The organism is Shewanella jiangmenensis, from assembly GCF_018596335.1.
Lineage (GTDB): Bacteria > Pseudomonadota > Gammaproteobacteria > Enterobacterales > Shewanellaceae > Shewanella > Shewanella jiangmenensis.
On the sequence record NZ_JAHEPS010000008.1, the window covers coordinates 1 to 24265 of the forward strand.

The window sequence follows — 24265 nt, forward strand, 5'->3', positions numbered from 1 at the left end:
CATGATCAAACTCTTCAATTAAAGTTTTGGTCTCAATGAATTTCTGCTGTCATGCTCTGCATGAAAACTCTTTCATTGATAAAATCGTTTTGTCGACTTCATCAACCTGCGAGTATCCACACAGATTGCTTGATAAATTTTTAAAGAACGTGACCGACTTTCATCTGGTCAGGGCTGCGTATTCTACAGAAGCCCTTTTCGGCGTCAAGCCCTTTTTTGAAGAACATTTTCAACTGTCGTTTTAATGTTCGGGGCTCTTGCCCTGACTTGGTGTGCTTGTTACAGCCGGGCTGCTTTCGCTGCCGTTTCACCCTGTCAGTGGAGGCGCATTATAGGGGGTGAAATGCTGCTGACAACCCCTTTTTTGCGGCAATGCTTTCGACTGAGTGGAATTGCAGCAATACGGGCAATTAGCCAGCGAATTACGGTCAAATATGGTTCAGTTGGGATAGTGCAGGAATAAAGAGCTGAAATCACCTTGGTTTTAAAGCTCATTTTTTCGACAGCGATCTGGTTTATTATCTGATAATTCATTACTATGTATCTGCTTTTAACAGTTCATTATCATTTGCTTATTTTGATTAGAGTAAACTTCTTATGCAGAAATCATTTCTTATTGCGCTGATAGCCGCTGCCGTAGGTGCCTTGGTGATTTTCCAGTTTCTGCCCACCTTTCCTGCTTATTTGGCGTTTTTGTTGGGGGCATTGCTTGCTATCGGGATTGTGACTGCCGTTCCGGCCGGTGTAAGCAAAACGAAAGTCGAAACGGAATATAAAGGGCCAACCATGACCTTATATGTTGGCAATTTGCCTTACCGTGTTCATGAAGGTGAAGTAAAAGCCCTGTTTGCTGAATTTGGTCCGGTGAACTCGGTTCGTTTGGTGCGGGACAGAAAGACAGGTCGTCGTAAAGGATTCGGCTTTGTTGAGATGGCAGAAAGCGGTGCTCAAAAGGCCATGACCAAACTGAACGACTTTACCTTTCAGGAAAGAACGCTGAAAGTACGTGAAGCCAAGAATCAGGACACCGAAGCAGAGAGAGCCGACGACTAAGCAGAAAAGCGCGACACCTGGGTAAAACCGTAGCGCTCGAGGCTTAGCATAAGTCCTGGCAGAATTGAGGGTGTGGTGTACCACGCCCTCATCTTTATTTGAGCCTCACCAGTTTGCAGCGACCCTGGCTGCGTCCTGTCACTTATCCCTTCGTTAGCTATTAGATGCACCACCCGATTGGCAATTGCCTCGCCTGAGTCTATCAGGGCAACCTTTTCCCCGAGTATCAACTGAAGTTCAGCCCCGAGCAGCGGGAAATGAGTGCAGCCAAGTACCAGCGCATCAATGTGCGAGTCACGGATTGGCTGGAGTATGTCTTGCATCCGCTGCATATCCAGCTCAATGCCTGCCATTTTCTGCTCGGCCATGGCTACCAGCTCAGAACTGCCAAACATGTGCACCTTACAATGGCTGGCAAAGCGCTCTACCAGCTCATGGGTATAGCTGCGTCTTACAGTGCCGGGGGTTGCGAGAAGTCCAATGTGGCCGGTTTGGGTTTGGGCGGCGGCCGGTTTAATGGCAGGCACCACACCGACCACAGGAATACTCAGCACGGCGCGCAGCGCAGGCAGCACCAGGGTGCTTGCGGTATTGCAGGCGATAACCACGAGGGCGGCATCTATTTTACTGGCCGCGGCTTTAACCAATGCCACACAGCCTTCCACCAGCACGTCTTCGGCAAGTTCACCGTAGGGTAGCCGCGCATTGTCGAACAGATAGCAATAGTCATTGTCCGGCAGTAATTTGCGGATTTCGCTCAGCACCGACAAACCGCCGATACCGGAATCAAAGACTAAAATGGGTCGGGACAAGTTACGCTCCGTACTCTATCGGTGCTTTAAGCTCTAATAAGCTCTAAGAAGGGACGCGCCGATTTTCCCACAGCCTAAAATAAAGGGCAAAGCCAGAAAACTGGACATCACTCCTCGCTGGGGTAAAATTTGCGCCCCTCATATTTGCCGGACGACACACAATGAACCCACAAGCCATGGATCTTCACCATTACGAGGAGCAGCTTGCCCACAAGAGCAAAGCGCTCAGCGAGGCCTTTGCCCGCTACAATCCACCGGCATTGGAAGTGTTTCCGTCAAACCCCAAGCATTACCGCATGCGTTGTGAATTCCGCATTTGGCACGACGGCGACGATCTCTATTACTGTATGTTCGACAGTGAGACCAAGCAGAAGGTGCGGGTCGATGCGTTTTTGCCGGCAAGTGCACTGATTAACGAGATGATGCCGGCACTGCTGGATGAACTGCGCCCCAACCCAAGTCTGCGCCACAAGCTGTTTCAGGTAGATTTTTTATCGACCCTGAGCGGCGAAATTCTGGTGAGTCTGCTTTATCACCGCCAGCTGGATGACAATTGGGTGACTGAAGCCAAGGCGATGAAGCAACGCCTGTCGAGCCGTTTCAAACTCGATGTGATTGGCCGGGCACGCAAGCAAAAGATTCTGCTCGACCGCGACTATGTGATGGAAACCCTGCAGGTTAACGGCAAAGCGCTGCATTACAAGCAGGTCGAAAACAGCTTTACCCAACCCAATGCGGTGGTGGCGACCAAGATGCTGGAATGGGCAATTGATGCCACCAAGGGCAGCCAGGGCGACTTGCTCGAGCTTTACTGCGGTAATGGTAACTTCTCGATTGCACTGGCAGATAACTTCGACAAGGTGCTGGCCACCGAGCTTGCCAAACCATCGGTGGATGCGGCGCAGCACAACATTCAAATCAATGACGTGAAGAATCTCAGTATCATCCGCATGTCGGCTGAGGACTTCACCCTGGCGATGCAGGGCGAGAAGCGCTTTAACCGGCTTGGGGATATCGACCTTAACAGCTATCAGTGCAACACCATTTTTGTTGACCCGCCGCGCAGTGGTCTGGATGACGGCACGGTGAAGCTGGTGCAGGGCTACGACAATATCCTCTATATCTCCTGTAACCCTGAGACTCTGGATGCCAATCTGCAAACCCTGAGTCAAACCCATGAGATAGTGCGTTTTGCACTGTTCGATCAGTTCCCTTACACCCATCACACTGAAGCGGGTGTATTGCTGAAACGTCGCCCAGTCTGAAGTCGCGTCTTTAAACTGAAAACGGAGCCAATTGCTCCGTTTTTATTTGTGCTGATGCCGGTGCGACTGACACCAACCGCTTCCGTCGGGCTCGACTCAGCGGTTATCCACTTTCTGATGCAGCACTTCGGCGCCCTTGGCCACCATCCGCAGCTGCATCACCAGCTGATCGGCCAGCACCTTGCGCTCAGACTTTTTCATATCGAGCGCCGCCGCGCCGGCGTTAAATACCAAAGTCACCATGGCCTCTGCCTGCGCCCTGGCAAGCTCAGGGTTACGGTGCGCCTTCTCTTCGGTGTAGTGGGCCAGCTCAGAAATGAAGTGCTCTATCTCGCGGGCCACCGCCGCGCGAAATGGCGCCGAAGTGCCGGAGCGTTCATGCAAGAGGATCCGAAACACGTTGGGGTTGGAATCCAGCACTTCCATAAAGGTATCGACCGAGATACGGATAACACTGCCACCGGCCTCGGCGCGCTGACGGCCCTTTCGCATCATCTGGCGCAGTGCCAATCCACCTTCATCTACCATGGTGAGGCCGAGCTCGTTCATATCTTTGAAATGACGGTAAAAAGAGGTAGGCGCAATATTTGCCTCCCTGGCCACTTCCCGCAGGCTCAAACTGGAAAAACTGCGCTCGGCACTGAGCTGATTGAAGGCGGCATCCACCAAGGCGCGGCGGGTTTTTTCCTTCTGCTGTGCTCTAACTCCCATGGCTACATCCGTTCATCTAACTGAATCTCGGGATAATAACCCTTTTACCCCAAAAACACAGCCCCGACTCGCCTTGACCTTGCGCCCAAGCTCAACTAAATTAGCTTACAGCTGTACGCTTAACGCGATATTTGGAAATTATAATGAAAAAACCTCCTCTCATCTGGCTCAACCTCTCTCTGTTTATTTTAACCTTCGGCGGTGCGGTAACACTTGTTCCCTGGCGCGAACTGACCCACGGCTTTGACGCCGTTGAGTGGTTAACCTTTGTCCTGCTTGCTTTTTTCAGTGGTTTGTCGATTACCGGCGGTTATCACAGACTCTGGTCACACAAGACTTACAAAGCCAATGCGGCCGTGCGGTTTTTCTATGCCCTCGGCGGCGCTTTGGCGTTGCAAAACAGTGCGCTGCACTGGTCGTCTGATCACCGCGTGCACCATAAGCATGTCGATGACAACGACAAAGACCCCTATTCGGCGAAGATGGGTTTCTGGTACAGCCATATCGGCTGGATGCTGCGCGAATATCAGGCCCACAGATACCACGACTACAGCAACGTACGCGACCTGCAAAACGATGCCATCGTCATGTGGCAGCACAAACACTATCTGCTGCTCACAGTGCTGATGAACATCGGCCTGCCCGCGTTTTTGGGCTGGCTCAACGGCGATGTGCTCTCCATGGTGTTGCTGGCAGGTCTGGCGCGCCTGGTGGTGGTGCATCACTGTACCTTCTTTATCAACTCTCTGGCGCACATCTGGGGTTCGCAGCCTTATACCGACAAAAACACCGCCCGCGATAACCCGCTGCTGGCGTTTTTGACCTACGGCGAGGGCTACCACAACTTCCACCATATCTTCGAAAACGATTACCGTAACGGCATTCACTGGTGGGATTACGACCCAACCAAGTGGCTTATCAAGAGCCTGTCGTGGCTGGGCATGGCCAAGGACTTGCGTAAAGTGCCGCAGGAGCGGATTGAAAGCGCCAAGTTGCAGATGCAGCTTAAACGCAGTCAGCACAAGCTGGCCGGCCGCAAGGACGCCGAAGAATTGATTGAAAAACTGCAGCTGGAATACGAGCGTTTGAAGCAGCAACTGATGGCCTATTACGAAGCGAAGAAAGAACTGCTCGAAGCCCGCCGTGCCCACTTGTGTGTGAACGAGTTACTGCCACGGGTAGCCGAGCTCAAGGCAAGGCTCAAGCTGCAGCAGCAAAACTGGAACAGCCTGACCGCCGCCTGTCGCTGATAGCCTGCCCGTCTCGTTACCGGTAGCCAATAATAGATACGGCCTCCTTGCATGGAGGCCGTATCCGTTTATCATGGGTGCCATCGTTTCAAGACAGGCAATGTGTGTATGTCATCCCCCGTATCAGAGCAGGTCAAACTGACCGAATACAGCCACGGCGCAGGCTGCGGCTGCAAAATCTCCCCCAAGGTGCTTGGCACCATACTCAAGTCGCAGCTGCCGGAATTTGTTGACCCGAACTTGCTGGTCGGCAACGCCAGCAGCGATGATGCCGCCGTCTATAAACTTAATGACACCACCGGCATCATCAGCACCACCGACTTTTTTATGCCGATTGTGGACGACCCCTTCACCTTCGGCCGCATCGCCGCCACCAACGCCATCAGCGACATTTACGCCATGGGCGGCACTCCTATGATGGCCATCGCCATTCTGGGTTGGCCGGTGAACAAGTTAAGCCCCGAGATTGCCCAGCAGGTAGTCGATGGCGGTCGTCAGGCCTGTATGGATGCCGGCATCATGCTCGCAGGCGGCCACAGCATTGACGCCCCCGAGCCGATTTTCGGTCTGGCGGTTACAGGCCAGCTGCCGCTTGAGCGGCTGAAACAGAACAACACCGCCAAGGCGGGAGACAAGCTGTATCTCACCAAGCCTATCGGTATCGGTATTCTGACCACAGCACAAAAGCAGAAAAAACTTGAGGACGCCGATGCCCATATCGCCCCGGACGCCATGTGCACTCTCAATAAAATCGGTGCCGATATCGGCGCACTTAAGGGCGTGAATGCCCTGACCGATGTCACCGGCTTTGGTCTTGCGGGGCATTTGCTCGAAGTGTGCCAGGGCGCAGGACTTGATGCCGAGCTTAATCTCGATAAGGTGCCGCTGCTTGAGCGCGCCGAACACTACCTGAGCCTTGGCTGTATCCCCGGCGGCACCCACAGAAACTACGACAGCTACGGCGAGCATCTGCCAGCCGTCAGCGAGCGTGAAAAGGCGCTGCTGTGCGACCCGCAAACCAGCGGCGGCCTGCTGGTTGCCGTAAGCCACGAAGGTGAAGCTGAGCTGTGCGCCTTGCTCGAACGTCAGGGCATCAAACCCGTGTGCATCGGCAGCCTGAGTGAAGGCTCTGGACGTATCACCCTCAGTGGCAAGCAAGCATGAGTCAGCTAAAGGTTCCGGCCAGTGAGTACCGGCAGATATTGCTTAATGGCCATCCCATCATGGATGTGCGCGCGCCGGTGGAATTTGGCAAGGGCGCATTTCCTGCCGCGGTAAATTTGCCGCTGATGACCGACAGTGAACGGCAGAAGGTCGGCACCTGCTACAAAGAGCAGGGCCAACAGGCCGCCATTGAGCTTGGCCATCAGCTGGTTTCCGGTAGGGTTAAGGACGCCCGTGTCGCCGCCTGGAAGGCGTTTTTTGAGACCAACCCACAGGGGTATCTTTACTGCTTTCGCGGCGGACTCAGATCGCAAATCACCCAGCGCTGGCTGAAAGAAGCCGGACTCGATATTCCCTATATCGAGGGTGGCTACAAGGCGATGCGCCAGTTTCTGATTGAGGAAATTGACGCCTCCCCCAGGCACAGCGAGATGCTGATTTTGAGCGGCATCACCGGTAGCGGCAAAACCGATTTTATCCGCCTTCGCACTGAATCCATCGATTTGGAAGGCATAGCCAATCACCGTGGTTCCAGTTTTGGTAAGCAGCACGACGGCCAGCCGAGTCAAATCGACTTCGAGAACCGCCTCGCCATTGAGCTGATGCGCCACCAGGAACGGAGTAACGGCAGTCTACTACTCGAGGATGAGAGCTTCCTGATTGGCCGTAACGCCATACCCAAGTCGTTTTTCGAAAAGATGCAATCAGCCCCGGTGCTGGTTCTGACCGAAACGCTCGATGCGCGCCTGCCAAGGCTGCTCGATGACTATGTGCACAAGATGCATTCAGGCTATGTGAGCCGTTTGGGCGAAGAAGCCGGATTTGCCGCATTCCGCGAATATCTGCTCGGCAGCCTCAAAGGCATTCACAAACGCCTCGGCGGCAAGCTGCATAGCGAAATCACCGAACTGATGAGCCAGGCCCTGGCGAGCCAGCAAAGCCGCAGCGACAGCAGTGACCATCTCAAGTGGATAGCGCTGCTGCTGGAAAGCTACTACGACCCCATGTACCACTTCCAGCTTGGCAAAAAAGCCGCCCGGGTGCGCTTTGAAGGCACCCATGCCGAAATGCATGCCTATCTTGATAGTCTCCGCAAATAGCAAAAAGCCCTCGCAAGAGGGCTTTTGATTTTACTGATACCAAGTTATGTCGGTACCGTAGGGTGCCAGTACCGCAGGTTTTTCAGTAAACCAGATTTTCAGTAGACAACGACGGTAATATCTTCGTAGTCGTAGTTATCGAAAAACGCCGGGCGCAACTTGGTACCACTGCGGCTTTCGCTTACCAGCTGCTGACGCAGTGCGTTGATGCCGCCGCTCTGGCGATATCCGCTGCTCTGGAAGGAAATTTGGCGGATATTTGCCGCTTCAAACTGAGCCTCCAGGTCTGCCGGTAACTGCAAATCCGGGAAAGTACCCTTTGCCGGCGCATTCAAGCTCCAATTCAGCTCATCTGCGCGCACAAACAGCATCATGCCAGCGCGATTTGTGCCGATATTGCTCAGGTCATAGTTTACCGCGACACCGCTCTCCATCCCCTGCAGCAGCGTATTGACTGCAGCAAACATGGCTTGCTCGTTATTGGCGATTTCAGGGCTTTGTATCTTGGCAGGCTCAGTCACCTTAATCCGGCGACCGGCGTTGTAACTCACTGTACCCTCTGGGGTATCGCCGATGTCCTTGCTGTGGCTAACCTGCAGGAAGTTATTGCTGTGGATCCCCGGGAATACAGACACCAACTCAGGTGAACGCATTAAATGACGACGTCCATCCTTGTTGAGGCCAAAAGTATAGGCACGGGTGATGCCATCATAATTATCGTAGAAGGACACCACGACACCCTCATTGGCAGCTGCAGACACCAAATCGGCGGTCAGTACCAGGCTACTGTTGTTCTGATTCACATCCAGCAGTGCTCCATAGGCTTTGTCGTTTGCTATGGTAGGCGTCAGCAACAGGTCAACACTGGCATACTGGCCACCGGGAACCTTACAAAACTCCATGTTATTCAGCGCTTCGAGGCGTGAACCACGCAGCAGGATCTTGTGATCAGGATAGGCGGCGGTAAGCTCAGCGCCGTTGACCTCGAGTGTCTTGCACTCACACTGCAGATCCAAGCCGGCATCGTAAGAGACACGGTTACCCAAATCGCCGCTGCCGCGCTCAAGCTCGGTATCGAGATCTAACTGACCATTGGAGCTTGTCACCAAGGTGACATGAGCGGCATCGGCCGGCCAGGCGATATCCAGGTGACCGGCACCGTTGGGTTTATGTGTTGCCAGCACGGAACCATCTTTTTTATGCAGAATGATCTTGGCATCAGAATTGGGCACCTGCACATCGCACTTTATTGCCTGATGCATAAAGTCGCCAACCAAACGGGCAGTGTTAGTGCCACCAGAGCCCGAATTGTCAGCAGAATCGCCCGAACCACCGCCGCATGCGGCCAGCAGCAGTGAACACGAACCAAGCAGAAATTTCCCTTTCATTTGTAATCCTCAGGTAGCGCCTATGTTAAAAGCGGCGCCATTTAACCATCCAAAAGGATTAGACACAATACTCAGGATAAAATTTTACAGCTTACCGAATTTCATCCCATTTAATCCAAAATCAATGCCTTATATCGCATTAATACTAAATTATGTCGCAACATCAATCAGAAACCAGCTAACCACCTCTCAGCATAAAGCAGACTTTTGCGACTGGGTGGCGCCAATGGCATGGCAAAGGTTAACTATCACGCCCGCAGCAAATTCATCGCGGCGCGGCGGTAGAGTTCGGTGTTGCCGAGCACTTCACCAAATTCAGCTCTGACTATCATCCCTTCGATAAAGGTCATCAGGCTTTCGATTCGAACCGCCGCATCGGCCGATCCGGGGCCGACAATGCCGGCAATCAGCGATTTAAGCCAGGCTTTGTGTTGAATAGCTTTGGCAGCAATGCCATCGTCCACCCCTTTGAATTCCGCCAGCGCATGCATAAACATACAGCCCTTAAAATCCGGCCTGGCGAACCAGTCAAAGTGCCAGTTAAGCAGGAGATCCAGCCGTGCCTGCGCGGTGTCGGCGCCCTTTGCTAACTTACTGCCCCCTGCAGAATCGGTATGCTTCAGAGGAACCGCATGCTTAGAAGGATCCACAAGCTCGCCAGCCGCCCAGCTCTCGGCCAGCGCAGAGCCAAGCGATGCCTCAAAGCTCTGATGTCGGCGCGCCAGCACAGCCTCTATCAACAGGCTTTTTGAGCCAAAATGGCGATACATGGACGTTTTGGATACCTGCGCCTCATCACGGATAAGGTCGACCCCCACCGCCGTGTAGCCAAATTCATTAAACAGCCTTTCGGCTACATCGAGAATGTGCTCGCTCTTGGACACAGTGCCACCTCAAAACGGCCGTTGAATTTTTGTGATTGCGCTTAGTGTACAGATCTGTATTATTTTTAAAAGTACAGATCTGTACACATCAAAATTCATAGCCGTAATTCACAAGGAATGAAGACATGAGAAAGCTCAAAGGCGGCGGCGCGCTGCCAGCAAAAGCGTCACCAAAACAGCTTGTTAAAGGTTTGGCCGGCGGTTTTCTCGGCATTATGGTGCTTGGACTTCTGGGGCAGAATACGGGCCACCCCTGGTTGATGGCGCCCTTTGGTGCAACCTGCGTCATCCTGTTTGCAGCGCCCGCCTCACCTCTGGCGCAGCCGCGTAATGTCATTGGCGGCCACTTGATTGCCGCCGCCGTTGGCCTGCTCGCGCTCTATACCCTGGGGGACACGTTATGGGTGATGGCGCTGGCGGTGGGGCTTTCAATTATGCTGATGCAGGCGTGTCGTGCGCTGCACCCGCCTGCGGGCGCCAATCCGCTGGTGATCATGCTGGCAGGGCAACAGGCAGTTGGATTTGAGTTTCTGATAAACCCGGTATTGGCGGGCAGCGTTGCCTTAGTCGCAATCGCCGCCCTGCTTAACAATGTCGCTGAGGATGCAGGCTGGCCAAGCTACTGGCACGGCCTGGGCCGCAGCAAACAGGATTGAGCATAACTTTTTCTGACTGGCCTTTGCTGACTGGCCTTTGCTAAGAATGGCGCTTCAATCAGCCAAAATACAGAGGCCAGCCGCCGCTGGCCTTGATCTGCGCTCAACAAACAGCTCAGCTCTCAGCGAGCAACTCAGCTATCCGCCAGAAGCTCCGCGACCCTATGCTGCAGCTGATGCCGGTCGGTGGCAGCGCCATCCACCGCAGGGGCTATCTCTATTGCCACCTTTGACCAAAAGCGTTTCGGCGCTGTGGTGAGCGCATGGCCATCCTTGTGACTGAAGAACGAACCCCACAGGCCTTTAAGCGCCATCGGGATCACCGGAACTGCGCGGCGGGCAAGGATTTTCTCAACCCCGGGCCTGAATTCACCCAGCTTGCCATCGGGTGAAAGCCGCCCCTCGGGGAAGATACACACCAGCTCGCCGTCCATAAGCGCCTCGTCAATGCGCTCGAAAGCGGCGTTGTAGGTGGCCTCGCATTGTTTGGGCGAGCAAATCGGAATAACCCCGGCGTGGCGGAACAGATATTTGAGCAGCGGCATCTCGCTAATGCTCTTATCCATCACAAAGCGCGCCGGACGGGTGGACGCACCAAGCAAAAGCAGCGCATCCACATAGCTCACATGGTTTGCCACCATCAGCGCCGCGCCTTCTTTGGGAATGTGTTCGCGGCCATTAATCGTAACCCGGTACAACAGGTGGCTTAACAGATAACTGACAAAACGCTGAGCAAATTCAGGTACCTGGCGGTACACATAAAAGGCCACGACCGCATTCATCAGTGCCAGCAATAAAAACAGTTCCGGGATCCCGAGGCCAACCACACCAAGGAGCAGCATCGACAGCAGCGCCGACGCCACCATAAACAACGCATTGACTATGTTGTTGGCGGCAATGGCACGGGCACATTCCCCCTTGGCCGCGCGGGTCTGGATAAAGGCATACAGGGGCACGATAAAGAGACCACCGCTCACCCCAACCATAAAGAGGTCAAACATCAGTCGCCAGTGGCTGGTGTGCTTTAAAAACTCCGCAGCGCCGTACAGGGCTTGCGGCGCATCCAGCCCCGGCAGCGCAAACAGCATATCAACACCGAATACCGTCAGGCCCGCCACACCAAAGGGCAACACCCCAAGCTCGACCCGGCCGAACGACAAGCGCTCACACAGGAAAGATCCCACGGCAATGCCGATGGAAAACAGCGCCAGCAGCAACGACACCACGGTCGCATCGCCATGCAGATGTTCACGGGCAAAATTGGGGAACTGCGTCAAATAAGTCGCACCCAAAAACCAGAACCAGCTGATAGCCAATATCGCCATCCAGATTGATGGGGTGCGCTGTACCCGCTTGATGCTGCGCCAGGTACCCGACAGCGGCGCAAACGGCACCTTATGAACCGAGCCCTGAGGCGGCAGCGGCGGAATAGCGCGGCTGCTGATATAGCCCGCCAGCGCCAGAGCGGCCACGATGGCAGCGGCGATTGGGCCGGGATGACTGCTCGACACCACCAAGCCGGCACTCAGGGTACCAAGCAGAATCGATAAAAAGGTGCCCATTTCCACCCAGGCGTTACCGCTCACCAGCTCCTCTTCCTTAAGCGCCTGTGGCAGCAGCGAGTATTTCACCGGCCCGAAATAGGCCGACTGACTGCCGGTCATGAAGAGTAACAGCAGCATGGCCATGTAGTGCTCCGATACTATGGCCACCGCCGCGAGGGACATAATCACCAGCTCCAGCAGTTTCAGACGCCGGATGAGCTTCGCCTTATCCATATTGTCGGCAATGCTGCCCGCGTGGGCGGAAAACAGGAAGAACGGCAAAATAAACACCCCGGCGGCCAGATTCACAAACAAGTCAGGGCTCATCGGCAGCTTGTCTACCTGACTGTAGGCCACCAACAGCAACAGTACGTTTTTGTAGATGTTGTCGTTCAATGCCCCGAGGCACTGAGTTAAAAAATAAGGTAAAAAGCGCCGGCTCAGGATCATGGATTCACCTCCCTGTGGTGATGTTGGCGAGCTTCGATGGCATTGATTTGATTTTCTAACTGAACAATCAATAGATCTGAAATTGATTGGTTAGCAAAAAACAACTTGTCCTGCAGTGATAATGTCACTAATCCCTGAATGGCCGCCCACAGCAACCTGCTGTGGCAATGAATCTCCTCTGCATTGGCGCGGGGCAGTAAGGCCGCAAGGCAGGCTTCAACCCGTGCAAGCAAACGAGCAATCAACTCAAGGTGGGACTCAGGCAACGGCGCCTCATCGGGCATCCGCAGCTCAAAAATCAGTGAAAACAGCCCGGGGCGGTCAATGGCAAACTCGCCATATGCCTGCACCATGGCCTTGAGAGCGGGCTTGGGAGGCAAGCTGGCCGCGTTGGCAAACTGCCGCTCGAGCAGCTCAAGCTGCTTTGCAGCAACCGCCAGCAGCAGATAATGAAAATTCCCGAAAACTTTGATAAGGGTGCTGGGTGCATAACCCACAGCGGCGGCAACCCGGCGTAAGCTCAGGGCTGACAGCGGCTCGCGCTCCAGAGCCGCTTCAACCTCGGCCATCGCCATCTCGCGGATTTCGTCGTGGGTGTGATCCTTTCTGCGTGCCATTGTCTTGCCATGCAATGCTCAGTTAATCGCCAAGCTAACAGCACTCAGAATTAAAAACAACGTTCACAATAATAAAAAACGCCGTTCGTTAAGCAGTCATTCAGCTTTTTGGCAGGCAGTTTTAGCAGGTCATTTTAGCCGCTTGTTTTGGCAACATGTTTTGGCAACATGGACCATAGAGTGGCTGTTGTGGTCAGCTGATGTCAGCTGATGCCAGCAGATGTCAGGAGGCGCGCCACTCGAGCAGCAATCTGTGCTCGCCCGGCCCAAAATAGTCATTTTCCAGCGCAAGCTGCATAAAGCCGAGACGCTGATAAAGCCCAAGCGCAGGATTTTCAGGTGACACAGTGAGGCGCAGCGAGGTGAATCCCAGCGACAGGCAATACTGCATCAGCGCCCTGCCCGCGCCCAGGCCGCGATGGCTGTCCAGCACCGCAAGTGACATCACCCAGCCAAGGCCCGGCTGCTCAGCAGGCGCGCAAAGTACGTAGCCAATCAGCTCATCGCCGACAAAGGCACCGGCAAAGCCACGCGGCCAGGCATCGAGCGCCTGACGGAAGAAAAAATCGGGGTAACTGTGGCTGCCAAAGCATGCCGATTCCACTTCATGGGCAGCTTGCCATGAAGCAGAATCCAAGGGTCTGATAATCAAAGTACTATTCGCCGACGAGGATCTTGTCCCACTCAAGGTTGGGGGAGCCGACCACGATAAAATTGGGATTTTCGAGGGTGTCGCGCTCGTTGTAACTGAGCGGCTGCAGTTCGATGTCCATCAGCTGGCCACCGGCTTCTTCGATGATGATTTGCGCCGCGCCTGTGTCCCACTCGCCGGTGGGGCCAACGCGCACGTAGCAATCTGCCCGGCCTTCGGCCACCAGACAGCTTTTCAGCGCCGCACCGCCCATCACCACCAGTTCACAGTGGCGTGGTTGATGAAAGAGTTTCAACACCGACTGCGGATCCTGACGCCGACTCACCGCAAGGCGCAGTGAAGGCTCTACGCCACTGGGGATCTGCCGACTGGTGATCCGCACTTCCATGCCGCCACTGCGTTTGTAGGCACCAAGGCCGGCGATGGCGTAATAACACACGCCGGTCATCGGTGCATACACCACGCCCATCACAGGGCGGTTATGCTCCACCAGCGCGATAATCACCGAAAAATCACCACTGCCGGCAATAAACTCGCCGGTGCCGTCCAAGGGATCCACCAGCCAATAGCAGGGCCAGTGGGCGCGGTCCGACAATGGAATATCGGCCGCTTCTTCAGACAAAATGGGGATATTTGGCGTCAGCGCCTTGAGACCGTCGAGGATAATTTGATTGGCTGCCAGATCGGCAGAGGTCACCGGTGTATTGTCAGACTTCACCACCCGCTCAAAATCCCCCGCCAGATAGATTTCGCGAATGCGATTCCCGGCACGGGTAGCAATGGCAATTGCCTCGTCAACGTACTGCTCTGGCTTCATAACCACTCCAGAATAGACCGGACAAGGGCCGGCCTGACACAAACTACTTAAGGTTTAGGTGCTTTTGCGCCAAAAACAAAGCGCTGACACTGCGGGATTCGGAAAAATCAGCCAAAGAGAGCAGGGTTTGCCAATCGGCAAGCTGCCATGGCACCACTTCAATCGGCTCAGGCTCATCGCCTTCAAGACGGCTTTCATAGAGGTCTTCGGCGAGGAAAATCTGCATCCGGCTGGAGAAATAGCCCGGCGCCAGCGTCAGCTCTTTTAGCAGCGTCAACCTTCGCGAACCAAAGCCGATTTCTTCCTGCAACTCGCGGTTGGCGGCCTGCATCGGCGTTTCGCCGGGGTCAATCAGCCCCTTGGGGAAACCAAGCTCATAATTGTCGGTACCGGCGGCGTACTCCCGGGCCAGCAGCAACTGCCCCTGATGCACAGGCACCACCATCACGGCGCCGCGACCGGCACCCTTCATGCGTTCGTATTGACGTTCAACCTGATTGGCAAAACGCAGATGTACCTGCTCAATCTGAAATAAGCGGCTGCGGGCAACCACTTCGGTATGCAGAATTTCCGGCTTTTGGCGACGCTCGCCCATGCTCGCCCCTGACAATTGAGATCCGAGTTTTCACTTGAGGTACAATCTTACTATCCCCCTAATATTCTACCAATGGAATTTTCGTATGTTTCCGTGGCATGCCATCGACACAGTGCTGCTCGACATGGACGGCACCCTGCTGGACCTGCACTTCGATAATCACTTCTGGCTGTCGCTGGTGCCGCGCACCTTAAGCCAGAGTCGCGGCATCAGCAATGAAGCGGCGCAGCAGCTGGTGCGTGAAGCCTACGACAGTGTCGCCGGTACGCTGGAATGGTATTGCCTCGACTACTGGCAAGCACGGCTCGGGCTCGACATCATGGCGCTGCACCGCACCCTCACCGACCGCATTCAGCTGCGACAAGACAGCATGCCCTTTCTGGAAGCACTGAAAAAGGCCGGTAAAAAACGCATCCTGCTCACCAACGCCCACCCCGACAGCCTGGCACTCAAACTTGAGCACACCGAACTTGGCGCAGGCCTCGATGCCATGCTCTCAAGCCACCAGACCGGTTACCCGAAAGAATCGCCGCTGTTCTGGCAGGACGTTATCCAGCGCTTTGCCCTCGACCCCAAGCGCTGCCTCTTTATCGACGACAGCGAAGCCATACTCAATGCCGCAAAAAAGGCAGGAATTGGGTTTCAGCTCGGCATAAGCAACCCCGACAGCCAGCAGCCCAACAAGCTGTTTCACGATTTCCCGGCAATCCACGATTACCGCCTGCTGTATCAGGAGCTCGAACGCGGCTAACCCAAACACAAAAGGCGCCGTGGGCGCCTTTTGTTTTACCGACCTGCATATCGGGTTGGCGAGGTTTGAGCCTGGCTTACAGCCCAGGAACCCGGCCTTGCCACACCAGCGGGTAGTAACCTTCGGCGTCTTTGCGGCCAAGGAAGGCGAGCGCTTTTTTCATGTCGGCGCTCTGGAACTCGGTTTCACGGATTTTCGCCTGTACCATGACCTTGCCGCCATCGGTGAGCAAGGCAGAGCCTGTGAGGCCAAGCTGGTTTTTATCTTCCGGCACGGCAATCTGCACCTGACCATTTTCGCAGCCGAGGTTAAGCTCGATATTGCCAAGAGGATAACTGCCAAACTGGTTTTTCAAATCGGCGTTTTGCAAAAAAAGCTTGCCGCCCAAACGCTCACACCAGGGTTGCCCCTGGGCAAACTCGGCGAGCATCAGGCTTACATCGCCAGTGATGGTGGCACCAAACGGAAGGCGGGTGTTACCAAGCAAAAAGCCATGGCCGGTATCAAGCTTCAAATTGGCAACCTTAACGCCTGCCAATGACCAGCCAAGTTCACCTTTAAGTTTCAGCGCTGAGCTGCGCCCGCCCACCTGCACATCGGCGGCCACAGTGCCGGTAAAGAGCTTAAGCAACTGCAAATCCCAGCGCACCTGCTCGAGCTGACGCTGATTGATTTGCACCGTTTGCGCCTCACCCTGCCACAGGGTGCCGCTCACGCCTGACACGGCCACACCCGCAGGCAAAGGCGCAAGCGCCACCACCACAGAGGCGGGCAAGAGCACAACTAAAAACACCACATAAAGCACTATGGCTAACAGAATCTTTTTCAGCACTTGAACAACCTTTGTCCTTTATTGCGCCAGTTGGATACGACGAACCTTGACCATGCCGGCACTGTCGCTCTCACCCACGTCCAGCAGCTCCAGCGACAGGCCTTTTTGCTGCACCAAATCGCCAAGGTAAGCGAGCAGCGCATCAAAGGGCACATCGTCCATCCACAGCTGCACCTTGTCGCCCTGGGGCTGCATACGGGTAATGGTCAATCCGTAGCGGCCGGCGCTTTGGTTAATCACATTGGTGATGCTGCCCTGCATGGTCGGGCGCGAGCCGGTCTGACGCAGGCCCACCAGCTTATTGGCGCTGTCTTTGACGTAGTTGAGGGTTTGCTGCTGCGCCTTGAGCTTGGCGAGCGCATCGGCCTCGGCATTGCTGATTGGGGTCCAGATGCCAAAATAAAACACGGCTATCAGGGTCATCACGGCGCCAACACCAACAACCTGCTGTTCACGGGTTGCCAGGCTCTCCCACCAGATTTTCAGCTTTTCCATCTCAGCGGCTCCTCAGGGTCAGGGTGCTGGTCACAGCATCCTCGGCGTTGTTCATGGCGCCCGCGTCCACTTCAAAGTCTTTGGCGACCAGCTCTTTGAACTTTTCCACTTCGGCGTAGTTTTTGGCGGTGATCTGCATCCGGATTTCACTGCGGGCGCTGTCGAACCTGAGGCTATTGGGCTTAAGCTCGGGCACGGCGGCAAAGGATGTTTTCAGCGTTTGCAGCATCACAAAAAATTCGCTGCCGCTGCCACTGCCGGAGAGCTTTTTAAGCTCGCTGTCGAGCTGTGAGCGCAGGTTAACGATACGGCTGGCGCCCGGCACCACCTGGCGGTAAATCGCTTCACTTTGCGCCTTGAGCGCCTCGGCCTGACTGCCCACCTGATAGATGGTCAGCCCCTTGTTGACCAACGCCAGCAGCAGCGCGACGGCAACCACTATGGCGGCGCTCTTCCACTGCAACAGGTGCTTACTGAGTTCGCGTCTGGGTTTGTATACCCCGGTGAGCAGGTTCATCGGCGCCTGCAACACCCCACGGGCGAGTACCAGCATGGGCAAATCCAGCGGCTGCTGTTTGACCTCGGCACCCGGGATACTCATCTCGTTGTAGCTGGCGATGGTTGGCGCGGCGCCCTTGCTGTCCAGCAGCATAGGCAGCGTCACCGGCAGCCACTCGCTTGGCAGATTATGCCCCGTGCCCTTACCGGTACGCAGCAGCAGCTCGCCGCCCATCAGCATGGCGGCCCATTCACAGCTTTCCAGCGGCAGCGCCAAACAATCGGGCACCAGTTTGCGCGCCTTGAGTCCGGCCTGCTCCAGCCAGCCAAGCCAGGTTTGCATCTGCTCGTGGGCAACGGCAGCCACGGGTAAGGCTTCACCGTCGCGATTGCCCACCACAAAGTGCATGTCGTCCACGTCCTGGGCGAGGTTTTCTTCCAGCATAAAGGGCAAAGCCTTGAGCGCCTGGCGCTGGCCTTTTTCCGGCAGCTGGATGGCGGTCAGGGCGAGACTTGATGCCGGCACCAGCACATCGACCGGCCGGTTGCCGGCGCGCTCGGTCAGGGAGGCAAGAGAGTCCGCCCCGGGCAGCTCCCCGGAGGCAATGATTTCCTGCTCCTGCTCTGACCAAATCAGCCAGGCACAGCTGTCCTGAGCCTTGGCGCCCAGTCGGATAAATAGCCGTTCACTCACTGTCATTCTCCGGCCCCCACTGTCGGGAGGCTGTATTGTTATTCTTGGTTTGCCACGCTACTGCTGGCCGCCGTATTGACGGGTCAGGGTGTCCATCTGATTGCCGCCGGTGCGCGCCAGCACACTGTCGAGCCGAAACACCCTGTCATCAAGCCGTGAAGCGGCTTCGAGCAAAAAGAACTTGCTGTCCAGCACTATGCTGGACTTCATCTTATCGTCGGCCTTGGCGCTGGTGAGCTGCCAAAATTCATCTATGTTATCAAACCCTTCTGACGGCCTTTGATTGATGATGTTCTCGGCCTCACCCACACTTATCTGGCCATCGAGCATGCCCACCAGCAGCGCCGCCTGCTCGACCTTAAGGGTGTTGATGTTCAAAAGCTGCCTGTCGTTGCCCGGGATGGCGCACACATAGGGCGACAACTTGCGATACACATCTTCGGTAAAGCCCATCACGGCCCTGAGTTCACTCTTATGGTTCATCAGGGTGTTAGCCGCCCGGTATGGCACAGGCCGCGCTTCGTATTCTGCATCTTCGGCGCCGTAGGGACTGGTGATGGTATCTTCATCCAGATAATCCTTGAGGGTATGGCTTAAGCGCTCGGCGCCAAAATCATCCATCCCCAACGCAACCAGCAAGGATTTGAACTGCCGTGCAGCCAGCGGCATCTTTGGCTGGCCGTTTTCCACATCCTTTGAGGCAACCGACAGCGCATTGAGATTGAAACAAGCGCGCATATCGCTGATTTTGCCAGCTATTTCGCCACCGTCTACCGGAAACACCACGTTGGCGAGCGCCCAGTACTGCTGCAGATGCACCTTGCCGTCGCTGTCATCCAAATCCTGCTTGAGCACCTTGCGCGCCAGCTCCTCGGCTGAGAGCGCATACCAATAGCCCTGATCGTACTGGGCAAGGTTAAGGGTGCGGCGCATATCTATCTGATTTCTGGCGGTGACGTTGGTGGCTATCACCGCCACTATGGCGATAATCAGCAGCACCACTATCAGGGCCACGCCCTTTTGCTTGCGTGAAGACACAGTGCTCATCGGCCGTTCCTCTCATCCGCTTCGGGGTCGGGCTCGTCCGGATTGATATCGCCGCCATTGTCCGGATCGCGGTTCGGGTCATTGGGATTGCCCGGCTCATCCTTGCCCGAACCATCACCCGAGCCATCGTCTTTACCGGATTCATCATCGGACGACTTGGCCGCCGCGCCTTTAGGCAGCAAAAACTTGCGCTGAATTTTGCCAAAGCCTTCAAGCTCAATTTCCATCGCAATCGCCGAGGGCAAGGCGGTGGCTTCGATTTTCTTCTCCCACTTGTCGCCCACATAAAAGGCGTACTCGACTGCAAGCACCTTGTCGAACAGCACATCCTTTATCGGCTCGGCGCCAAACTCAGGCTCAGGATAGGGATAATACCAACGCTCCAGTTTGCCTTCCTGCACCACATAGGCGACAGATTGCACACTGCCGCGGGGCAACTTGCCGTCGGGATTGAGCCAGCCGATGCGGTAAAACACCAGCGCCTCACTTTCACTGTCGAGTATGTCAGCACCGGTCTGCAGCACGGTAGTACCCCGGCCGCCCTCAAGCAGGCGCGGCGTGCGCGCCACCATCTGACCAAGGTCGCGCTCAATGGCGCCAAAGCCCTGCTGCAGGTAGCGCAGGCGATTACTGAAATCCTTGGTCACTTCATCGTTTTTCAGCACAGTGCCAAGCACAGTGTTTGCCGCCAGCCCCAAGAGCGCGAAAATCGCGATGGCGAGCAGCATTTCTATCAGGGTAAACCCCCTGATTGCGCCCCGGCCGGCAGCGTTAATCTTTCTTGAAGACATAGCTGTTTACCTCGGCGAGGGTGCGGGAATATTTGTCATCGTCGCTGATCTTGATACGGATCAGGCGGAAATTATCGTCGGTGGTTTTAATCACCTCTTTGCGCCAGTACCAAGTGCGGCCGGCAAGCTCGGTTTCACCGTCTTTTTTGCCAAGCTCGGGAAAGCCGGTTTCAAGCCTGGCGTCCACCATCTGGTTATCCGCGACCCACTGGGCGAGGGTGCGCTCTTCGAGAATGGGCAGATTGGCCATCATCTCGCTCATGCTCTTGGTGAGCGATATGGCGGCAATGGCAAAAATCACCAGCGCCATCATCACTTCGAGCAAGGTCATACCGCGCTCGCGGCGCACCGGTAATTGGCTCTGAGGGCTAGTCTTCATCTGCCCTCCCAAGCCGCACCCGGCCAATGGCATCGCCGCTAACCAGCACAGCCACTTCGGCGCCCTGCTCTTCGCGGCCGATAAAATTCAGCTCAAAGGCGGTCATTTCGCCGCTGGGGAACACCAAAATCTGCGGCTCGGGATTCTTGGCCTTCTCTTCGGCGCTGGGCTCGTCGATAAAGGGCTCTTCGAACCAGGACTGCTCATCTTCTTCCTGATCCAGCGGCAAGCCTTCGACTATCAGGTTCAAACTGACGCCGGGCTCCATTTGCCGCTCGGCCAGCAGTCTGTCCTGCTCAAGTTTGTGCCACTTGCCTTCTTTAAAAATAACGTACTGAAAGCGGTCTTCTTCAACCACCACACCAAGAAACTGGCCGCTGAGCACTGCTTCGTCGCGCACCAGATCGGTAGCAGCAACAAACTGGCTGGCGGCCTTGTCGAGCGCAGGTTTTATCCCATTGGACGGCATACTCAGGGTAACCGCAGCCGCAGCGATGCCCATCAGCAGCACCACCAGCAGCACTTCAATAAGGGTAAAACCTGATTGCTTCACGTTGCTCGCTTATTGGTAGTTTTGCAGGTTCCAGTTACCGATATCATCTTCGGTGCCTGGCTGCATGTCGGGGCCGGCGCTGAAGATATCAACCTTGCCGTTTTCACCTGGGCTCAGCAGCAGGTAATCGTTGCGCCATGGATCCTGTGGCAGACGCTTGATATAGCCGCCATCGCGGTAGTTGCGCGGCTCAGGAGAGATGGTCGGCTTTTGCACCAGCGAATCCAGGCCCTGCTCTGTGGTCGGGTACACGCTGTTATCCAGCTTGTACATGTCCAGCGCGTTTTCCAGGGACACTATGTCCGCCACGGCTTTTTTGATATCGGCGGATTCTTTGTTGCCCAGCACGTTTGGCAGCACCATGGCCGCCAGCAGGCCGAGGATCACAATCACCACCATGATTTCCAGCAGGGTAAAACCGCGCTGTTGTCTACGCTTTTGCATTAGCCTATCTCCTTAAAAAAACGGCGTTGACGGCTTAACCGCCAATCAAATTATTCATTTCCAAAATCGGCTGCAGGATGGAGAGTACGATAAACATCACCACCGCCGCCATGCTGATCACCAGCGCCGGCTGAAATACCCCCAGCGCCAGATTGACGTTGGCTTCAAATTCCCGGTCCTGGTTATCGGCCGCCCGCTCGAGCATCTGTTCAAGCTGGCCACTCTTTTCGCCGGAGGCAATCATATACAGCATCATCGGCGGAAACAGCTTGGTGTTGGTCAGTGCAGTGCCAAGGCTGGTACCTTCACGCACCCGCGCCGTGGCTTCTTCGACCGCTTCGCGTACCCGTAAGTTCTGCATTACTTCACCGGCAATGCGCATGCCATCGAGCAGCGGCACCGAGCTTGCGCTCAAAATACTTAAAGTGCGGGCAAAACGGGCGGTATTGATACTGCGGCTCACCCGGCCAACCACCGGCAGGCGCAGCAAAAACTCATGGTACTTCATCCTGAACTGCTGATTGCCAAGCATGCGGTTAAACAGCACAAAGGCCGCCAGCAGCAGCACCACAATGGCAATACCATAGTCCTGCACAAAGGAAGAAGACGCCATCAAAAACTGAGTGGTCGCCGGCAGCTCCTGCCCCAGATGCTCAAACTGAGTCACCACCTTGGGCACCACGGCGGCGAGCAGCACCGCCACCACGCCAATGGCGACCAGAGTCAGCATCACAGGGTAAATCATCGCCTGGGTGAGCTTGGATTTAAGCTGCTGGCGCCGCTCGGTGTAGTCGGCCAGACGATTGAGCACCACATCGAGGTGACCGGACTTTTCGCCTGAGGCCACCATGGAGCGGTACAAATCATCAAACACATGGGGAAATTCAGCCATGGAGTCGGCCAGCGAATAGCCTTCAACCACCCGCGAGCGCACCGCCATGATCATCGATGCCAGCCTGTCCTTTTCACACTGCTGGCCTACGGCCTTGAGGGCTTCTTCCACCGGCAGGCCAGAGGCAACCAAGGTAGAAATCTGGCGGGTGATAAGCGCAAGCTCAGCCACCGACACCCGGCTGCGCAGCAGGCTGAAGCCCGCGCCCTTGGCCTTGGTTTCCTTTTCGACCACGGGCTCGATTTCAAGCGGCATCAAACGCATATCCCGCAACTGGCTGCGGGCATGACGGGCGCTGTCGGCTTCGACGACACCCTTTTGCTGTTTGCCCTGACTGTCGAGCGCCTTGTATTCAAACGCCGGCATACCTTACTCCTCGCGGGTGACCCGCAATACTTCTTCGAGGGTGGTAATGCCCGCCAGCACTTTTTGCATGCCATCGTGGCGAATGCTGGGTACCGATTGACGAATGTATTTTTCGATGGCGAGTTCACCACGGCCGCCGTGGATAAGCTCACGCACATTGTCATCCACCAGCAACAGCTCATGGATGCCGGTACGGCCGCGATAACCGTTGTGACCACAGGCCTTACAGCCGGTGGCGCGGTAAATGGTCACTTCACCCGTTACCCCGAGCAGTTCGCGCTCGCGCTCATCGGCGCTGTGGGGCTCTTTACACACTGGGCACAGGGTACGCACCAAGCGCTGGGCCAATACGCCGAGCAAACTGGAAGACACCAGGAAGGGTTCTACCCCCATGTCCTGCAAACGGGTAATAGCGCCGGAGGCGGTGTTGGTGTGCAGGGTCGAAATCACCAGGTGACCGGTGAGCGAGGCCTGCACCGCAATCTGGGCGGTTTCGAGGTCACGGATTTCACCGATCATCACCACGTCCGGGTCCTGACGCAAAATGGCGCGCAGGCCGCGGGCGAAAGTCATGTCGACCTTGGTGTTCACCTGGGTCTGGCCGATACCTTCAAGCTCGTATTCGATGGGGTCTTCCACCGTGAGGATGTTGGTATCGCGGGAGTTGATTTCGGTCAGGCCCGCATACAGGGTGGTACTCTTACCCGAGCCAGTGGGGCCGGTAACCAGCAAAATGCCGTGGGGCTTACGGATAAGCTCGTCGAATTCTTTGCGGATTGACTCGGTCATGCCGAGCTGCTTGAGATTGAGGTTGCCGGTGTTTTTGTCGAGCAGACGCAGCACCACCCGCTCACCGTGGCTCGATGGCATGGTCGATACCCGCACATCTACGGCGCGGCCACCGATACGCAGCGAAATACGGCCATCCTGCGGCACCCGCTTTTCGGCGATATCGAGTCTGGCCATTACCTTGATACGGCTGACCAGCAAAGATGAGAGCTTGCGGTTGGGCTTGAGCACTTCTTTGAGCACACCATCGACCCGAAAACGCACTACCAGCTGCTTTTCGTAGGTTTCGATGTGGATATCCGAAGCCTCTTCTTTGATGGCCTCAGACAGGAGCGCGTTAATCAGCCGGATAATAGGCGCATCGTCATCGCCCTCGAGCAAGTCTTCGGTTTGCGGCAGCTCTTCGGCAAGCGTGAACAGGTCCATCTCGTTGCCTATGTCTTCCATCAACTGCTGCGCTTCAGACGAATTGGCCTGATAAGCCTGGGTCAGCTTGGCCTCAAAGGCGCCGGGCTCAAGCCGGGTGAGTGCCATGGCGTCACCGGCATAGCGACGCACTTCCAGCAGCGCCGACAGCGGCGTCTTGTCGGTGTAGTAGAGCCCAAGCTTGCCAGCGTCGTCCTTGGCCAGCACCAGACCGAAACGGTGGGCAAAGGCAAAGGGCAGACGCTCGCGGCTGTTTGAGTGATACGCCTCGTCCGCCTGGGACTCAACCTCCACACCCAGCTCGCCGGACAGGCTCTCGAGGGCCGAGCCCTGATTGATATCAGTCATAA

The 24265-nt window shown here is 55.7% G+C and carries 26 protein-coding genes; 7 read left to right on the forward strand and 19 right to left on the reverse strand.

The genetic code is table 11. From position 1 onward, the window contains the following. Positions 1-597 precede the first annotated feature (597 nt). Complete coding sequence (locus tag KJI95_RS16335; protein ID WP_214508267.1) at positions 598-1053, forward strand: RNA recognition motif domain-containing protein; 456 nt, start codon at positions 598-600, stop codon at positions 1051-1053. Here KJI95_RS16335 and murI read toward each other — a convergent pair. Further along, complete coding sequence (gene murI, locus KJI95_RS16340; RefSeq protein ID WP_214508268.1) at positions 1050-1865, reverse strand: glutamate racemase; 816 nt, start codon at positions 1863-1865, stop codon at positions 1050-1052. The two genes, KJI95_RS16335 and murI, sit on opposite strands and share 4 nt — an antisense overlap. A 161-nt stretch (positions 1866-2026) precedes the next feature. On the opposite strand from murI, the gene trmA reads away from it, so the two are divergent. After that, positions 2027-3130, forward strand: a complete 1104-nt coding sequence (gene trmA / locus KJI95_RS16345) for a tRNA (uridine(54)-C5)-methyltransferase TrmA (RefSeq protein ID WP_214508269.1) — start codon at positions 2027-2029, stop codon at positions 3128-3130. A 96-nt stretch (positions 3131-3226) separates the two neighbouring features. Here trmA and fabR read toward each other — a convergent pair whose 3' ends face one another. Beyond that, positions 3227-3841 (reverse strand): HTH-type transcriptional repressor FabR, encoded by a 615-nt coding sequence (gene fabR, locus KJI95_RS16350; RefSeq protein ID WP_214508270.1) that lies wholly within the window; start codon positions 3839-3841, stop codon positions 3227-3229. A 143-nt stretch (positions 3842-3984) separates the two neighbouring features. Between fabR and KJI95_RS16355 the strand changes: the two genes are divergently transcribed. The 3 genes from KJI95_RS16355 to mnmH all read left to right on the forward strand — a co-directional run bounded on the left by KJI95_RS16355 (position 3985) and on the right by mnmH (position 7355). Next, entirely contained in the window at positions 3985-5091 is a 1107-nt protein-coding gene (locus KJI95_RS16355; RefSeq protein ID WP_214508271.1) for a fatty acid desaturase, read from the forward strand. Positions 5092-5199: 108 nt separating this feature from the next. Then, a complete protein-coding gene (selD, locus tag KJI95_RS16360; protein WP_214508273.1) occupies positions 5200-6255 on the forward strand; it encodes a selenide, water dikinase SelD in 1056 nt (351 codons plus the stop codon). Then, positions 6252-7355: a tRNA 2-selenouridine(34) synthase MnmH gene (mnmH, locus tag KJI95_RS16365; RefSeq protein ID WP_214508274.1), complete on the forward strand. Its 1104-nt coding sequence runs from the start codon at positions 6252-6254 to the stop codon at positions 7353-7355. The genes selD and mnmH overlap by 4 nt, the downstream gene beginning before the upstream one ends. A 98-nt stretch (positions 7356-7453) precedes the next feature. Here the strand turns inward: mnmH and KJI95_RS16370 are convergent, their stop codons facing one another. Continuing rightward, on the reverse strand, positions 7454-8743 hold the full coding sequence (locus KJI95_RS16370) for a hypothetical protein (RefSeq protein WP_214508275.1): 1290 nt from the start codon (positions 8741-8743) through the stop codon (positions 7454-7456). Positions 8744-8991: 248 nt separating this feature from the next. Beyond that, positions 8992-9627: a TetR/AcrR family transcriptional regulator gene (locus KJI95_RS16375; protein WP_214508276.1), complete on the reverse strand. Its 636-nt coding sequence runs from the start codon at positions 9625-9627 to the stop codon at positions 8992-8994. 125 nt (positions 9628-9752) lie between these two features. On the opposite strand from KJI95_RS16375, the gene KJI95_RS16380 reads away from it, so the two are divergent. After that, complete coding sequence (locus KJI95_RS16380; RefSeq protein WP_214508277.1) at positions 9753-10283, forward strand: HPP family protein; 531 nt, start codon at positions 9753-9755, stop codon at positions 10281-10283. A gap of 134 nt (positions 10284-10417) precedes the next feature. Here KJI95_RS16380 and KJI95_RS16385 read toward each other — a convergent pair whose 3' ends face one another. From KJI95_RS16385 to nudE, 5 genes are all read right to left on the reverse strand, one after another. Continuing rightward, positions 10418-12277, reverse strand: a complete 1860-nt coding sequence (locus KJI95_RS16385) for an MFS transporter (protein ID WP_214508278.1) — start codon at positions 12275-12277, stop codon at positions 10418-10420. Beyond that, entirely contained in the window at positions 12274-12894 is a 621-nt protein-coding gene (locus KJI95_RS16390; protein ID WP_214508279.1) for a TetR/AcrR family transcriptional regulator, read from the reverse strand. The genes KJI95_RS16385 and KJI95_RS16390 overlap by 4 nt, the downstream gene beginning before the upstream one ends. A 223-nt stretch (positions 12895-13117) precedes the next feature. Continuing rightward, a complete protein-coding gene (locus KJI95_RS16395) occupies positions 13118-13546 on the reverse strand; it encodes a GNAT family N-acetyltransferase (RefSeq protein ID WP_214508280.1) in 429 nt (142 codons plus the stop codon). Between the two features lie 4 nt (positions 13547-13550). Continuing rightward, positions 13551-14363, reverse strand: a complete 813-nt coding sequence (cysQ, locus tag KJI95_RS16400; protein WP_214508281.1) for a 3'(2'),5'-bisphosphate nucleotidase CysQ — start codon at positions 14361-14363, stop codon at positions 13551-13553. A 43-nt stretch (positions 14364-14406) separates the two neighbouring features. Further along, positions 14407-14958, reverse strand: coding sequence for an ADP compounds hydrolase NudE (gene nudE, locus KJI95_RS16405; RefSeq protein WP_214508282.1), 552 nt, complete (start codon positions 14956-14958; stop codon positions 14407-14409). An 85-nt stretch (positions 14959-15043) separates the two neighbouring features. On the opposite strand from nudE, the gene yrfG reads away from it, so the two are divergent. Next, positions 15044-15709, forward strand: a complete 666-nt coding sequence (gene yrfG, locus KJI95_RS16410) for a GMP/IMP nucleotidase (protein ID WP_214508283.1) — start codon at positions 15044-15046, stop codon at positions 15707-15709. A gap of 76 nt (positions 15710-15785) precedes the next feature. On the opposite strand, the gene KJI95_RS16415 is transcribed toward yrfG, so the two are convergent. The 10 genes from KJI95_RS16415 to gspE are packed head-to-tail and all read right to left on the reverse strand — an operon-like array spanning position 15786 to position 24263. After that, entirely contained in the window at positions 15786-16541 is a 756-nt protein-coding gene (locus KJI95_RS16415; protein ID WP_214508284.1) for a type II secretion system protein N, read from the reverse strand. A gap of 18 nt (positions 16542-16559) precedes the next feature. Beyond that, the gene (locus KJI95_RS16420) at positions 16560-17036 is read right to left on the reverse strand and encodes a type II secretion system protein M (protein WP_214508285.1); all 477 of its coding nucleotides are present in this window, start codon (positions 17034-17036) and stop codon (positions 16560-16562) included. 1 nt (position 17037) lies between these two features. Further along, entirely contained in the window at positions 17038-18228 is a 1191-nt protein-coding gene (gspL, locus tag KJI95_RS16425) for a type II secretion system protein GspL (protein ID WP_214508286.1), read from the reverse strand. A gap of 57 nt (positions 18229-18285) precedes the next feature. Beyond that, complete coding sequence (gene gspK / locus KJI95_RS16430) at positions 18286-19275, reverse strand: type II secretion system minor pseudopilin GspK (RefSeq protein ID WP_214508287.1); 990 nt, start codon at positions 19273-19275, stop codon at positions 18286-18288. Further along, positions 19272-20066 (reverse strand): type II secretion system minor pseudopilin GspJ, encoded by a 795-nt coding sequence (gspJ, locus tag KJI95_RS16435; RefSeq protein WP_214508288.1) that lies wholly within the window; start codon positions 20064-20066, stop codon positions 19272-19274. The genes gspK and gspJ overlap by 4 nt, the downstream gene beginning before the upstream one ends. Further along, positions 20047-20415 carry a type II secretion system minor pseudopilin GspI gene (gene gspI, locus KJI95_RS16440; protein WP_214508390.1) on the reverse strand — a complete coding sequence of 123 codons (369 nt, stop codon included), beginning with the start codon at positions 20413-20415 and terminating at the stop codon, positions 20047-20049. The genes gspJ and gspI overlap by 20 nt, the downstream gene beginning before the upstream one ends. A gap of 19 nt (positions 20416-20434) precedes the next feature. After that, positions 20435-20998 (reverse strand): type II secretion system minor pseudopilin GspH, encoded by a 564-nt coding sequence (gene gspH, locus KJI95_RS16445; protein WP_214508289.1) that lies wholly within the window; start codon positions 20996-20998, stop codon positions 20435-20437. A gap of 9 nt (positions 20999-21007) precedes the next feature. Further along, entirely contained in the window at positions 21008-21442 is a 435-nt protein-coding gene (gene gspG / locus KJI95_RS16450; protein ID WP_214508290.1) for a type II secretion system major pseudopilin GspG, read from the reverse strand. A 34-nt stretch (positions 21443-21476) separates the two neighbouring features. After that, positions 21477-22700: a type II secretion system inner membrane protein GspF gene (gene gspF / locus KJI95_RS16455; protein ID WP_214508291.1), complete on the reverse strand. Its 1224-nt coding sequence runs from the start codon at positions 22698-22700 to the stop codon at positions 21477-21479. Between the two features lie 3 nt (positions 22701-22703). After that, entirely contained in the window at positions 22704-24263 is a 1560-nt protein-coding gene (gspE, locus tag KJI95_RS16460; protein ID WP_250885904.1) for a type II secretion system ATPase GspE, read from the reverse strand. Positions 24264-24265 lie beyond the last annotated feature (2 nt).

Bases quoted from the DNA above. Each gene is read 5' to 3' on its own strand.
- KJI95_RS16335 (WP_214508267.1), top strand. From the start codon at position 598: ATGCAGAAATCATTTCTTATTGCGCTGATAGCCGCTGCCGTAGGTGCC.
- trmA (WP_214508269.1), top strand. From the start codon at position 2,027: ATGAACCCACAAGCCATGGATCTTCACCATTACGAGGAGCAGCTTGCC.
- fabR (WP_214508270.1), bottom strand. From the start codon at position 3,841: ATGGGAGTTAGAGCACAGCAGAAGGAAAAAACCCGCCGCGCCTTGGTG.
- KJI95_RS16355 (WP_214508271.1), top strand. From the start codon at position 3,985: ATGAAAAAACCTCCTCTCATCTGGCTCAACCTCTCTCTGTTTATTTTA.
- selD (WP_214508273.1), top strand. From the start codon at position 5,200: ATGTCATCCCCCGTATCAGAGCAGGTCAAACTGACCGAATACAGCCAC.
- mnmH (WP_214508274.1), top strand. From the start codon at position 6,252: ATGAGTCAGCTAAAGGTTCCGGCCAGTGAGTACCGGCAGATATTGCTT.
- KJI95_RS16370 (WP_214508275.1), bottom strand. From the start codon at position 8,743: ATGAAAGGGAAATTTCTGCTTGGTTCGTGTTCACTGCTGCTGGCCGCA.
- KJI95_RS16380 (WP_214508277.1), top strand. From the start codon at position 9,753: ATGAGAAAGCTCAAAGGCGGCGGCGCGCTGCCAGCAAAAGCGTCACCA.
- KJI95_RS16385 (WP_214508278.1), bottom strand. From the start codon at position 12,277: ATGATCCTGAGCCGGCGCTTTTTACCTTATTTTTTAACTCAGTGCCTC.
- KJI95_RS16390 (WP_214508279.1), bottom strand. From the start codon at position 12,894: ATGGCACGCAGAAAGGATCACACCCACGACGAAATCCGCGAGATGGCG.
- cysQ (WP_214508281.1), bottom strand. From the start codon at position 14,363: ATGAAGCCAGAGCAGTACGTTGACGAGGCAATTGCCATTGCTACCCGT.
- nudE (WP_214508282.1), bottom strand. From the start codon at position 14,958: ATGGGCGAGCGTCGCCAAAAGCCGGAAATTCTGCATACCGAAGTGGTT.
- yrfG (WP_214508283.1), top strand. From the start codon at position 15,044: ATGTTTCCGTGGCATGCCATCGACACAGTGCTGCTCGACATGGACGGC.
- KJI95_RS16420 (WP_214508285.1), bottom strand. From the start codon at position 17,036: ATGGAAAAGCTGAAAATCTGGTGGGAGAGCCTGGCAACCCGTGAACAG.
- gspK (WP_214508287.1), bottom strand. From the start codon at position 19,275: ATGAGCACTGTGTCTTCACGCAAGCAAAAGGGCGTGGCCCTGATAGTG.
- gspJ (WP_214508288.1), bottom strand. From the start codon at position 20,066: ATGTCTTCAAGAAAGATTAACGCTGCCGGCCGGGGCGCAATCAGGGGG.
- gspG (WP_214508290.1), bottom strand. From the start codon at position 21,442: ATGCAAAAGCGTAGACAACAGCGCGGTTTTACCCTGCTGGAAATCATG.
- gspF (WP_214508291.1), bottom strand. From the start codon at position 22,700: ATGCCGGCGTTTGAATACAAGGCGCTCGACAGTCAGGGCAAACAGCAA.
- gspE (WP_250885904.1), bottom strand. From the start codon at position 24,263: ATGACTGATATCAATCAGGGCTCGGCCCTCGAGAGCCTGTCCGGCGAG.